This is a genomic window from Roseiflexus castenholzii DSM 13941, from assembly GCF_000017805.1.
GTDB classification, from domain to species: Bacteria; Chloroflexota; Chloroflexia; order Chloroflexales; family Roseiflexaceae; genus Roseiflexus; species Roseiflexus castenholzii.
In genome coordinates, this window is record NC_009767.1 from 3867723 (window position 1) to 3880000 (window position 12278).

11 protein-coding genes (1 of these 11 only partly in view) are annotated in these 12278 nt (G+C 61.5%); 6 read left to right on the forward strand and 5 right to left on the reverse strand.

Features of this window, described 5'->3' with window-relative positions:
- Nucleotides 1–121: 121 nt before the first annotated feature.
- Both RCAS_RS26535 and RCAS_RS15385 read right to left on the reverse strand, forming a co-directional pair.
- Nucleotides 122–340 carry a nucleotidyltransferase domain-containing protein gene (locus RCAS_RS26535; RefSeq protein ID WP_083760321.1) on the reverse strand — a complete coding sequence of 73 codons (219 nt, stop codon included), beginning with the start codon at nucleotides 338–340 and terminating at the stop codon, nucleotides 122–124.
- 244 nt (nucleotides 341–584) lie between these two features.
- Complete coding sequence (locus tag RCAS_RS15385) at nucleotides 585–3158, reverse strand: DEAD/DEAH box helicase (RefSeq protein ID WP_041330906.1); 2574 nt, start codon at nucleotides 3156–3158, stop codon at nucleotides 585–587.
- Nucleotides 3159–3375: 217 nt separating this feature from the next.
- Here RCAS_RS15385 and RCAS_RS15390 point away from each other — a divergent pair, with 217 nt between their 5' ends.
- Complete coding sequence (locus RCAS_RS15390) at nucleotides 3376–4173, forward strand: hypothetical protein (RefSeq protein WP_198135942.1); 798 nt, start codon at nucleotides 3376–3378, stop codon at nucleotides 4171–4173.
- A gap of 660 nt (nucleotides 4174–4833) precedes the next feature.
- Nucleotides 4834–5502, forward strand: coding sequence for a pyrimidine 5'-nucleotidase (locus RCAS_RS15395; protein WP_232280033.1), 669 nt, complete (start codon nucleotides 4834–4836; stop codon nucleotides 5500–5502).
- 76 nt (nucleotides 5503–5578) lie between these two features.
- Here RCAS_RS15395 and RCAS_RS15400 read toward each other — a convergent pair whose 3' ends face one another.
- Entirely contained in the window at nucleotides 5579–6526 is a 948-nt protein-coding gene (locus RCAS_RS15400; protein ID WP_012121468.1) for a prohibitin family protein, read from the reverse strand.
- A 496-nt stretch (nucleotides 6527–7022) separates the two neighbouring features.
- Here RCAS_RS15400 and RCAS_RS15405 point away from each other — a divergent pair, with 496 nt between their 5' ends.
- Nucleotides 7023–8750, forward strand: a complete 1728-nt coding sequence (locus RCAS_RS15405) for a right-handed parallel beta-helix repeat-containing protein (protein WP_012121469.1) — start codon at nucleotides 7023–7025, stop codon at nucleotides 8748–8750.
- A 14-nt stretch (nucleotides 8751–8764) separates the two neighbouring features.
- Here RCAS_RS15405 and RCAS_RS15410 read toward each other — a convergent pair whose 3' ends face one another.
- Both RCAS_RS15410 and RCAS_RS15415 read right to left on the reverse strand, forming a co-directional pair.
- Entirely contained in the window at nucleotides 8765–9154 is a 390-nt protein-coding gene (locus RCAS_RS15410; RefSeq protein WP_012121470.1) for a DUF3592 domain-containing protein, read from the reverse strand.
- 11 nt (nucleotides 9155–9165) lie between these two features.
- Nucleotides 9166–11256, reverse strand: coding sequence for a thioredoxin domain-containing protein (locus RCAS_RS15415; RefSeq protein WP_012121471.1), 2091 nt, complete (start codon nucleotides 11254–11256; stop codon nucleotides 9166–9168).
- 182 nt (nucleotides 11257–11438) lie between these two features.
- Between RCAS_RS15415 and RCAS_RS15420 the strand changes: the two genes are divergently transcribed.
- From RCAS_RS15420 to RCAS_RS15425, 3 genes are all read left to right on the forward strand, one after another.
- A complete protein-coding gene (locus RCAS_RS15420; RefSeq protein ID WP_012121472.1) occupies nucleotides 11439–11930 on the forward strand; it encodes a hypothetical protein in 492 nt (163 codons plus the stop codon).
- A gap of 29 nt (nucleotides 11931–11959) precedes the next feature.
- Nucleotides 11960–12127 (forward strand): hypothetical protein, encoded by a 168-nt coding sequence (locus tag RCAS_RS25275; protein ID WP_157042666.1) that lies wholly within the window; start codon nucleotides 11960–11962, stop codon nucleotides 12125–12127.
- Between the two features lie 63 nt (nucleotides 12128–12190).
- A protein-coding gene (locus RCAS_RS15425; protein WP_012121473.1) for a proline--tRNA ligase crosses the window boundary here: on the forward strand, nucleotides 12191–12278 show its 5' portion. The gene runs 1607 nt beyond the window's last position; the window shows 88 of its 1695 coding nt (coding positions 1–88); it begins with the start codon at nucleotides 12191–12193; its stop codon lies off the right edge, out of view.

Genomic DNA, 12278 nt, shown 5'->3' on the forward strand with positions numbered 1-12278 from the left:
GCGGCGTGTTCGTGAGAAAAATGACCTGCTGCCAGCGCCTCGCGCAGCAAAGGTGCAGGGTTGTGTGTGCGCCCAAGAGGGGCGAGCAGCGCAAGGACCGCTTTCGCAGCGTTTTCGACCGTCAAAGGTAGAGAGGAGGCAGTGTCGCTTCGAACTCAGCCAGAGTCTTTGCCAGTATCGATGTTCTACCACGCCATGCAGGAGGCAGGATACGTTTCAGCAGTCGGTAACGTTCCAGCAGACGCTCAGGAAGGTTTCGGACGATAATGAGCACGTCCCAGTCGCTTGCCTCATCCGCTTCGTTTCGGGCGTGAGAGCCAAACAGGGCAACTGAAATCAGGTGTCGTCGCCCAGCGCTTTTTCGAGCGCAGCGACAACCTCACCAGGGCATGCTCGCACAGGTTTGCACTTATGGGGAGAGCAGCGCTTTTTCGAGCGCAGCGACAACCTCGCCAGGCGCAGCACAATCGAGGGCGGGAAACTCTGAAGCGAAGCTCATGTTCCAAATAAACCTTTCAGATAGCTGCCGTTCTTGAATAGTAGCACACTTTTGCGCAAGTCTGGCACAACCAATGTTACCAATGTTATCGTTGCAGCGCATTCGCTTCCGCTTCGATCATCGCCAGCGTCGCTCTGCCGGTGTCATCGGTGATGGACGCGCGCGCGGTTGCGATCCGATAGCGCAGCGCTACCAGCACGGCGGTGCGGCGCACCCCCGGCGGTTCGCTGCGCGCGCGCGCCAACTGTTGTTGCATCTCTTCGATGAACGCTGCGCTCGTCGCATGTCTGCCGAAAGCGTCTGGCAGCGGCGGCGCATGCCCGGTCAGCAGCGCCGCGAGCGTTGCCGCGCCAATCTTCGACAGGTGTTGGTTGGCGTTCCCACACTTCGGCGACTGAATGCACGCCGGGCAGCCCTCACTACACGGACAGTCGACCAGGAGCCGCCACGTCTGCTCCCACCACTGCGCCGCCTGCTCGTACCCGACTTCGGCAATGCCCACCCCTCCCGGCACACCATCGTAGACGAAGATTGTGGCGGCGCCAGTGTCGGGATGCGCATCGGTCGAAAGACCGCCGATGTCGGCGCGGTCGCACTGCGCGAAGAGCGGCAGTAGCCCGATGACGGCGTGCTCCATCGCATGCAACGCATCGAGTACACTATCGCACACCTGCGCAATCTGGCGGCAAGCGGAGTCGGAAATGGTCCACCAGACCGCAATCGTGCGAAACGTTTGCGGCGGCATGGTCAACTCGTGCTCACTGATCACGTCGTCGGTGTAATGTTTCTTGCGTTTGTAACCGACGACCTGCCGGGTCACGTCCACCACCCCTAGCGCGAGAGTCGTCGGTCCGACCTGGCGTTGCTGGCGCACCTGACGCACGGCGATCTCGGTTTCGTCAATGGTCCGCGTGTAGTACTCAATCTGCGCGCGCCGCGCCAGCGCCTGCCGGGATGTCAACGCTTCGACAACATAGGTATTGCCCTGATGCATGTAGACCGCGCCGGGAAAGACCTCGAACGGCGCGCGGGTTGCGGCAATCTGCTCGATACGACGCCCTGTGTCAATGTCTATCAAATCGATCGGGTTGCCATCAGCGCTGCGGATGTTCACATGTGCGGCGGGACGAGGATCGCCAGCATACGCCGCGCGACCGTCCGGTCGCGTTGTCACTTCGCCGCGTTGCAGCAACCAGTCGCGCAGTTTTGCAAACGTTGCGCCGAACCAGAGATCATCGGCGTCGTGCAGCGGCAATTCCGCAGCGGCGCAACGTAACTGATCGCGCAGAATGTAGGGATTATCCAATGCGATTCGGGCGTGTTCGTGTGGTCGGCAGAAGAACTCCGCCGGATGCCGCATGTAGAACTGATCGAGCGGGTCGTCCTGCGCCACGAGCGCTGCCAGGCTTTTCCCCTGCGCGCGACCGGCACGCCCTGCCTGTTGCCAGGCGCTGGCGATCGTTCCCGGAAAACCGCCGATCACGACAGCATCAACGCCGCCAATATCAACCCCCAACTCCAGCGCATTGGTCGAGACCAGCCCGCGCAGATCGCCACGGGCGAACGCCTGCTCCAGGCGACGGCGATCCTCGACAGTATACCCGGCGCGGTAGGCGGCGATCTGTTCAGCAAGCGGCATTGACGGGTTATGACCGTTTTCTACGGAATCGCCGTTATCCAGCGTCTCGCGCGCATAGCGCAGCACCAATTCTGCGCTGCGCCGGGTGCGTGCAAACGCCAGCGTCTTGACGCCAGCGCGCACCAGGGTCGCCAGCACATTCGCCGTTTCGACGTTCGTACTGCGCCGTTGACCGTTTTCCGGCAGCAGGGTGCGCATCCACGTCGGAACGCGCTGATTGTCGATCACCGGTGGATTCCAGAACAAAAAGGTGCGTTCCCCCTGCGGCGCGCCGTCGTCGTCGATCACCCGCACTTCATCGCCGATGAGCGCCGCCAGATGGTGCTGTGGATTAGCGCTGGTCGCCGAACAGCAGATGAACTGTGGTGCGCTGCCATAATGGGCGCACAACCGCCGCAGTCGCCGCATAATCAGCGCGACGTGCGTGCCGAACACGCCGCGATAGGTATGCGCTTCATCGAGGACGACAAAGCGCAACTGCGCCAGAACGCTCTGCCAGCGCGCGTGGTCGGGCAGTAACGTGCGGTGGAGCAGGTCGGGATTCGACAGGATAATGGACGCCCCGGCGCGCACCCGATCGCGTGTGGCGCGTGGCGTATCGCCATCGAGCGTCGCTGCCATCAACGCCGGCCCGCCTGCGGCTTTGAGCGCATCCAGCAGCGTGTACAGCGCGCGCAACTGGTCGGCGGCAAGCGCCTTGGTAGGAAAAAGAAACAGCGCGCGAGCAGCGGGATCAGAGAGGGTCGCTTCAATGGTCGGCAACTGGTAACAGAGCGTTTTCCCTGATGCCGTTGCTGTCACGATGCCGACGTGCAACCCGGCGCGCGCGGCATCGAGTGCGGCTGCCTGATGCGTGTAGAGGCGGGAAATACCGCGCGCAGCGAGCGCTGCGGCAAGCGGTGGCGGCAGCGGCGCGGACGGTTCGGCATAGCGCGCAGCGCGCGCGGGTAACCGCTCGACATGGACAATCTGATTGTTGTAACCGCGCGCGCTGCGCAGGATGTCAATAAAATCGGTCATAGCGATTCGGAACAATCGGGAGCGCTCCGGGCTTCCCCGTCTCAAAACCCGTCACATCAATCATTGCACGGAGCGAAACACGTGTCAAATCCGGGAAGTACGATGCCCATTCGTGCGATACCGGATCGTAATCCGCCTCATGTGTGTTTGATCCGGTTACGGTTTCGTCTTAGCATGCAATAAACAAAAAGATAACATTTCATGATGAGACCGAGCCATGCTGCTTTTGCCACGTCCTGCACCGATCAATGACATCGAGGTCGCTATGAGCCGCGCATGCCCACGACCATGCCCTTTTGTTCATCGCCATCGTCATGACCTGATCCGGCTCCGCGATCACCTTGCCGAAGGTCACCGGTGCGCCGATGCATGGGTAGCGCTGGCGCACCTGGTGCGCGAACCCTGGCAGCGCCTGGACTGCCTGGAGCGCGCGTCCGCCATTGACCCGAACGATCAGAACCTGCGCATCGCACACCTGGAACATTATGTCGTATTGCACCCGGAAGATACGCAGGCAGCCGAGGAACTGCGGGAGGCAAAGGCGCGCCGTGCCCTGGAACGCTACAAGCCGCGCATCTTCCGGCATCAGGACGCTTCACAGCCAATTGGCGTCATCCTCCGCGCACTCCACGCCGTCAACGATGCCGACCTCGAAGTAGCGCTGGAAGAGCAGGAGCGACTCCGCCGCCTGGGGCGACCGATGCTTCTGGGAGACCTGCTCGTTCTGCGTGGCAAGACCGCACCAGAAGCGCTGGCGCGCGCGCTGACACTGCAAAGCCGCCTCCGCGCCGCCAACGGCGCGATGCCGCGCACACTCAGCGAGTATCTGATGGCGAAAGGGCACGTTACTCCCGATCAACTCGAACGCGCATTGATCGAGCAGATTCGGCTTCACACTTCTGGGAAACACGAACCGCTCGGCGAAATCCTGCTGCGCCAGGGCGCGGTCGATACTACCATCCTGCAACGCGCCTTCCAGCAACACATGCATGATGCGATGACGGCGTTTGTGTAAACGCAGGCGATCCCACCGCCCCGACGCCCCCAGTAGGGCGGGTCTCAGACCCGCCCCGACGCCCCGACGCCCCGACGCCCCGACGCCCCCAATGCCCCGACGCCCCCGACGCCCCGACGCCCCGACGCCCCCAGTAGGGCGGGTCTCAGACCCGCCCCGACGCCCCCAGTAGGGCGGGTCTCAGACCCGCCCCGACGCCCCCGACGCCCCCGACGCCCCGACGCCCCGACGCCCCCAGTAGGGCGGGTCTCAGACCCGCCCCGACGCCCCGACGCCCCCGACGCCCCGACGCCCCCAGTAGGGCGGGTCTCAGACCCGACCCGATGCCCCGACGCCCCGACGCCCCCAGTAAGGGCGGGTCTCAGACCCGACCCGATGCCCCGACGCCCCGACGCCCCCAGTAAGGGCGGGTCTCAGACCCGCCCCGACGCCCCCAACGCCCCGACGCCCCGACGCCCCCAGTAGGGCGGGTCTCAGACCCGCCCCGACGCCCCGACGCCCCCAGTAGGGCGGGTCTCAGACCCGCCCCGACGCCCCGACGCCCCGACGCCCCGGCGCCCCGACGCCCCGACGCCCCCAGTAAGGGCGGGTCTCAGACCCGCCCCGAAGCGACGACTCGTTGCCAGAAAAACTGGTATACTACAAACGTGGAAGTAAACGGTGTGGAACAGCGAAATGGCGCTCGCTGCAATCCTCTTCGACCTTGATGGTACGCTCTACCCTCGCTCCGCAGGCGTTCAGCGCGCCCTTGACGAGCGCATGAACGCATACGTGCAGCAGATCACCGGCTGTGCCCTCGACGAAGCGCCGGCACTGCGCCATTCCTGGTTTATCCGCTACGGGACGACCCTCACCGGATTACAGCGCGAATACCATGTCGATGTCGAAGATTACCTGCGTGCCATTCACAATATTCGTCTGGACACGTTTCTGGCGCGCGACCGTGAACTCGATGCGCTGCTCGACCGGCTTGATCTTCGACGGGCGATTTTTACCAACTCGCCTGCCGAACACGCAGCGCGCGTGCTACGCGCGCTTGGCGTCGCGCAGCACTTTCCGCTCATCTTCGATATTCGCTTCTTCGAGTTTCAGCCGAAACCGAACCGAATCGCCTACACCCGCGCCCTCGACGCACTCGGCGTCACCGCCAGCGAAACGGTGCTGATCGAAGATACACCACAGAACCTGCCCCCGGCGCGTGAACTCGGCATGCGCACTATTCTGATTGACGAACAGGGCACGCATTCCCCTGATGGCATTGCCGACCACGTCGTGCCAGACATTCGTGCTGCGCTGCGTCTGGTGAATGGCGACGTTGGACGGATCTGAATGAACCCCGCGTAGGGAGCAGGGCTGAGACCTGCCCCCTACTGGGAGCAGGGCTGAGACCTGCCCCCTACTGCCCCTACGGTGATGCCGTAGGTTCGGCTGCCGGCGCCGGTTCTTCGGCTGGCGCGCGTTGCGGCGCCGGCGCCCGATCGCCAAGCACTTCGCTCGACGGAATGTTCAACATTGGTAGAAGGCTATTCTCGCCACCGACGAAGCGCGGCATCACGCCGTCCCAGCGCTCGATGAAGCGCAGTTGCAGCAGTTCCGCCGAAATGACCTCGCGCTGCAAGCGTAACGCCTCCGCCTCAGCGCGCGCGATTTCCAAACGCGCCCGCGCTTCGGCTTCCGCCCGCGCCACCTGCTGCTGCGCTTCGATGCGCGCCCGCTCCAGTTCACGCGCAGCGCGCAGCGCATCCTGCTCGGCAACCTGCTTCGCCTCGATAGCGCGCGCAAACTCCGGGCTGAAGTTGAAATCGGTGATCGACACGCTCTCGACAATCACACCGCGCGGCGTCAACCGTTCGCTCAACCCACGCTGGATCAGATCCGATACCTCTGGACGGCGGGTGATTAACTCCTCCGCAGTGAAGCGCGCCGTCGCCGCCTTGATCGCCTCCTGGATCGCCGGATCGACCACGCGCCGCTCATAATCGACGCCGATCTCGCGCACCAGGCGATCAACCTGGCCGGAGTCAGGGCGATAGTTGATGACTACCTGGGTCGTCACTGTTTGCAAATCGCGCGACGCCGCGCTCGAATTCGACTCATACCGCTGCGTGCGCACCTCAACTACCGTCACCGACGTGATGAACGGCATACGGAAATGCAGCCCCTCTTCAAGCACCCCGGTAATCTCACCAAACGTCTTCAACACACCGCGCGTTCCGGCTTCAATCGTTGTGACGGCATTGCTGACGAGAAAAATGGCGACAACCGCAATCAGACTCAGCGCAACCAGCGCCGATACCGACCGTCCTCGCGCATCGGGATTCTGAAATGCTCTTCCTTCCTGTCCCTGACTCATCGCAGACCTCTTTCCTGTAAACCCGCTCTTGTTTCATATGACGAAGAAACCCGGAGAGAAACCCTCCGGGCTTCTATCCACGACACCATCACTACTCTACCACAGTATACCCGATCCCGATGCTGCATGGATGGAAATAATGAGTCGTTGTCCGACTATACTGAGATGCTTCCGTAATCAAAACACCTTCCCCCTTGCGATGATGCTCGCATATAGTGCATATCGCAGATAGTAAGCGCCACGCGCGATACATACACGGCTGCGATTGTGCTGTCGTCATTTCGCATTTCCTGGTCTGGAAGGGATTGCTTCACTATCGTTCGCAATGACGCCGGATGCAGCGAACACCCGAAGGGATAGACGCAAGCGCATTCCAATGGCTTCACGATCATTCGTAATGACGCCGGATGCAGAATCTTCTTACTCACACCTGAATACGCACGCCATAACCAGAATTCATATCCAGACCTTACCGGTCACCCACAGGAGAAGATCCATGCGCATACTGCTCATCGTGTTCCTGGTTATTGTTCCCCTCCTTCTTCCGGCAACGCCAGCGCGCGCCGTCGGCGTCGTCGGCGATGGAACGCCGGGGAGTTGCACGCGCGATGCACTGGCGGCAGCGCTCGCCAGCGGCGGTGAGATTCGCTTCAACTGTGGCGGCGCGCCGGTGACGATTCCTGTCACCACAACGCTCGACATCCGCACAGCAGCAGTCATCGATGGCGCAGGGGTGATCACCCTCGACGGGCAGGGAACGACTCGCATTCTGTATGTCAACAAACTCAGCGCCGGAACGAAACTGGCGCTCCACAACATCAGGCTGATCAACGGAAAATCGAGCGGTTTCGAGCCATCGTTCGGCGGCTGTGTCTATTCCCGTCAGAGCGCCGTCGAACTCAACAATGTCGTCTTTGACGGATGCCGCGCAGGGAACGGCGCCGCGCTCTATGTGTACGGCGGTATGCTGACGATTGACCAGAGCACCTTCGACGGTAATCAGGCAAGTGATGGCGGCGCGATCTATGCACTTCAGGGCGGGCGTGTTGTCGTGCGCAACTCATCGTTTACCGCCAATACCGCCACCGGCGACGGCGGCGCGCTGTTGATGGACAATTCGTCGCTCGAGGTTTCCAACTCGCGTTTCGAGGCGAATAAGGCGCTGGGAACGCAATCTCAGCCGAATATTGGCTTAGGCGGCGCAATCTACGGGAACAATCCCGGCGCTGCTATCACGATTGTAAACAGCCAGTTTCGCCAAAACTATGCGCGATTGCAGGGTGGCGCCGTGTTTGCCGATTATAACGCGACCCTCACGATCACCAACAGCACGTTTACCAACAACCGATCAGACTCGCAAGGCGGAGCAGTAGGAACCTGGAAGACGCAGGCGTTGCTTTCCGCCTGTATCTTTACCGGCAATTCCTCCGGAGGCGGTGGCGGCGCGGTATTGAGCGGCGAAGCCACGACCATGTCCGTCAACCGGAGCGTTTTCACTGCAAACATTGCCGGGCGTGACGGCGGCGCACTCTACAACTACACCGGACCGCTCACCATCAACGACTCCTCCTTTGACGCCAACCGCGCCGGAACCGATGGCAGAGGCGACACCCGCGGCGGCGCCATCGTCAATTATCGCGCGCCAATGAGCATCAATGCCAGCACATTCACCGGCAATATCGTCGAGGGGAGGAACGGATTCGGCGGCGCGATCGGCAATGCGGGCAGTGCGACCATCATCAATAGCACGTTGTACGACAATGCCGCAGAGTATGGCGGGGCAATCTACGGACTCCGTGACACACGCATGGTCAATACGACCATCGTGCGCAATCGGGGGACGAATGGCGCCAATCTGAACTGGGAACAAACCACCACGATGACTCTCAAGAATACGCTGATTGTTCACAGCGGCGACGGGCGTAGCTGCCGTCGCGCCGTATCAACCGATGAAGGCGGCAATGTGCAGGAAGGCGACACCAACTGCTTCCCCGGTCAACCGGCGGTATCGCTGGGGCTGGACGCCCCTGCAATGCACGGCGGACCCACGTTCACGATCGCGCTGCCGTCTGGCAGCCCGGCGATAGACGCCGGACGCGACTGCCCACCCTCTGATCAGCGTGGGTTTCCGCGCGTCGGCGCCTGCGACAGCGGGTCCTTCGAGTTCGGCAGCATCGCACCCAACCTGCGCGAAGCAGCGTTTCTGCCCTTTGTCTCACGCTGAGGCGACGGCGCCGTTCACTCGCGCTGCTTCTCCGCTTCGCCCGCCTGCGTCGCACGCGACTGATCGACGGCAGCCTTTGTTGTGCTGATATGGGGACGTTTTGCCGAATACACCACCCGGAAGGCGTCTCCTTCCTGCAACCGATCGTACTCCGAGGGAAAGACCCCATCATCTTTCCGATAGGTCTTTCCCGAAGCATCACGATACTCATAGACCAGCCGATGCCGATTGCCCAGGCTGGCTACGCTTCGATACTTGCGCACAACCAGCGCGTCCGTCTCCACGCCATCCGCCAGGATTTCCTGAAAGTGATACATGCGCTGGATGAAGCCAAACGCCACCAATCCGCCAATGACGAGGGGAAGAGCGCAAAACAGGAGAACGAACAGAACTTCACCACTCATTGCACACTCCGTCACGGTTGCAACTGCGCTGCCAGATCCGCAGGCTTGGTCACCGGCAACCGGCAGGCATAGTTCTGACACACATAAGCCGCTGCTCTGCCGTCGATCGGCGTGCGCCCCGCGAGCAGCGGCGAGGGAATACGCGGCGGGTCCTCGCCAGGACGCGCCAGAACAACCACCCGATTCGGCAAAAACGGTTTCAGCGCGATTGCCGCCAGCGCGCGTGTATCAGCAGCCTCTGGATCGCCGATCAGCGCAATTTCGCGCGGCTGGCTCAGCGCAAATTCGGCGGCTGCCAGGTAACGCCCAAAACCGGTCGGGTAGCGCTCCATCAAGGGAGCCATTGCACTGAGAACCGTCAGCGCTCGTTCGCGGTAGCGCGGCTCATCGAAGATCAGCGCCAGCCGGAGCAGCACATCGGCGGCGGCGGAACTGCCGCTTGGCGTCGCATTATCGCCCGTGTCGCGCGGGCGAATGACGAGTTGCTCATGGTGCGACCCGGTATCGTAGAACCCGCCAATCCCATCATCCCAGAACCGTTCCAGCAGTGCATCCGCCAGCGCGCGCGCCTCCAGCAGCCAGCGTGGATCGAATGTCGCCTCGTACAGCGCCAGCAATCCATCGGCGAGCAGCGCATAATCCTCCAGGAATGCGGGAGTCGGGTTGGCCACGCCCTGCCGCCAGGAACGCAGCAGTTCACCATCGGCGCGGCGCAATTCACGCAGGACGAACTCTGCACAGCGTACCGCCGCTGTTCGATACTCCTCACGATCCAGAACTATGGCGCCAAGCGCAAACGCGCGCAGCGCCATGCCATTCCAGGCGGTCAACACTTTATCGTCGAGTTCCGGTTTTGGGCGATGCTGACGCACCGCGAACAGCACGCGCCGTCCACGTTCAGCAATAGATTCCACCCGCTCGACCGACATGCCCATGACGCGCGCCACTTCCGCAGGGGAGCGTTGCACATGGAGAATGTTCTTGCCCTCGAAGTTGCCGCGGTCCGTCACCCCATACAACGCTGAAAAAACGGTTGCGTCCGCACCGAGCGCCTCGCGGATCTCGGCAGGCGTCCAGACGAAGAACGCGCCCTCGTGCTTGTGCGTGGCATCCGCCGTCGGCAGTGAGTCGGCGTCTTGCGTGCTGAAGAATCCACCGTCTGGATGCTGCATCTCGCGCAGCATATACGTCAGCGTTTCTTCAGCGATGCGGCGGTAGAACGCATTGCCGGTCGCCTGGAACGTTTCCAGATAGACCCGCGCCAGCAGCGCGTTGTCGTACAGCATCTTCTCGAAGTGTGGCACAAGCCATTGCGCATCGACGCTGTACCGGTGGAATCCGCCGCCGATCTGGTCGTACATGCCACCTTCCGCCATTGCCCGCAGCGTCCGCTCCAGCATCTCCATGCCCCTGCCGGTTCGCGCGGCATAGCGCAGCAGAAACTCCAGCGTCATTGGCTGTGGAAACTTGGGCGCGCGCCCAAAACCACCGTATTCTGGATCAAATGCCTGCTGTAAACCCATAAATGCAGAATCAAGCGCCGCAGGGGTGAGCGTACTGCCGGGAATCTGCATCATGGACGCCTCACGCATGCGCTCCACCAATTCGCGCCCACGCGCCAGCAGGTCATTGCGGCGTGTCGCATATGCCTCGGCGACAGAGCGCAGCACACGCTGGAACGACGGCATCTGCCAGCGATCCTCGGGCGGAAAGTACGTTCCTGCAAAGAATGGCGTTCCATCAGGCGTCAGAAAGACCGTCATCGGCCAGCCTCCGCTGCCGGTCATCGCCTGAACCGCTGTCATGTAAATGGAGTCGACATCCGGTCGTTCCTCACGATCCACTTTCACATTGACGAAATACCGGTTCATCAGCGCGGCAGTCTCTTCATCCTCGAACGACTCGTGTTCCATCACGTGGCACCAGTGACATGCTGCATATCCCACACTGAGCAGAATTGGCTTATCCTCCGCCTGTGCGCGCGCAAACGCTTCCTCACCCCACGGATACCAGTCGACCGGATTATAAGCGTGTTGTAACAGATAGGGACTTGTCTCGTTAATCAGGCGATTGGGGCGCCTGGTTGGCTCAGCATTCGGCATGATCGCTCGCTTCCTGATCATCTTCCAGAAACACAGGCTTAAGTCTACCACACTTCACGCAAATCCAAAGGTTCTGTCATGCTCCTGTCAACTCCACAGCGCCGATCTCCCGTGCTATACTCAATCTGTCACCCGGGAAGATCGGATATGCGCATTCTGTATCTTCTCGGAGGAGGGAAGCAATGCAATCGCTCGAAACATGGCTTGGCGCGCGCGGTTCGATGCTGGCGCTGGCGCTTGACGCGCAACGCGACATCATCTGCGAACACGTTGCGCACAAACTGGCAACCAACTACCCCGATCTCTGTCCGAACCTGCCGGCGGAAGACCCCGAACTCTCGCAGCAGATTATGTTCCAGCAAACACCACAGCGTTTCCACACCATGCTGCTGGCAGCGCTGCGCTTTCGTACACTGGCGATTGTCGAACGAGAGTATCGCTGGCTCTGGGGCATCGTGCAACGTTTTGGCGTCGAGCGCTCGCATTTGCTGCAACAGGTGCACTGGTATTTTGAGGCAGCGCGCACATTCGCTTCGCTCTCCCTTGAAGATCTCGCCTGGCTCAGAGCGCTCGAGTCCGCCATTGAGCAGATTGTGCTGACTATAACGAGTGTCCCGCCAACAAGCGTTCAGCCGCCGCACCCTTCGTATCCCCGCCTTTCGCACTCTGCCTGATAAACGTGGAGCGCCCCCAAAGAGAGCAGATGTTCTGTATCCCGGCGCCCTTCTTCCCTGCCTCGCGCCACACGCTGCGGGAGAAGGAGCAGTGCAGTGCAGACCGCCGGGACGTATTCCCGCGCTACACGCTGCGGGAGAAGGAGATGTTCGCCGAAACGCCGGATGCCGGCGATCAATCACCGCTCGACGACTGATGTGATTGATCGTATACTGGTCTGCGTTTTCGCAATATCGGTCTGTCTTTCGCCAGGAATGTTATGCGCATATCAGCACTGTTCGGTCGTACCCTGCGGGAAACACCAGCCGATATCGACTATCCGGCGCTGCGCCTGATGCTACGTGCTG

Coding starts and splice junctions, on each gene's coding strand:
- RCAS_RS25275 (WP_157042666.1), top strand. CDS start 11,960: ATGTTCTGTATCCCGGCGCCCTTCTTCCCTGCCTCGCGCCACACGCTG.
- RCAS_RS15410 (WP_012121470.1), bottom strand. CDS start 9,154: ATGAGTGGTGAAGTTCTGTTCGTTCTCCTGTTTTGCGCTCTTCCCCTC.
- RCAS_RS15390 (WP_198135942.1), top strand. CDS start 3,376: ATGCTGCTTTTGCCACGTCCTGCACCGATCAATGACATCGAGGTCGCT.
- RCAS_RS15405 (WP_012121469.1), top strand. CDS start 7,023: ATGCGCATACTGCTCATCGTGTTCCTGGTTATTGTTCCCCTCCTTCTT.
- RCAS_RS15400 (WP_012121468.1), bottom strand. CDS start 6,526: ATGAGTCAGGGACAGGAAGGAAGAGCATTTCAGAATCCCGATGCGCGA.
- RCAS_RS15420 (WP_012121472.1), top strand. CDS start 11,439: ATGCAATCGCTCGAAACATGGCTTGGCGCGCGCGGTTCGATGCTGGCG.
- RCAS_RS15415 (WP_012121471.1), bottom strand. CDS start 11,256: ATGCCGAATGCTGAGCCAACCAGGCGCCCCAATCGCCTGATTAACGAG.
- RCAS_RS15385 (WP_041330906.1), bottom strand. CDS start 3,158: ATGACCGATTTTATTGACATCCTGCGCAGCGCGCGCGGTTACAACAAT.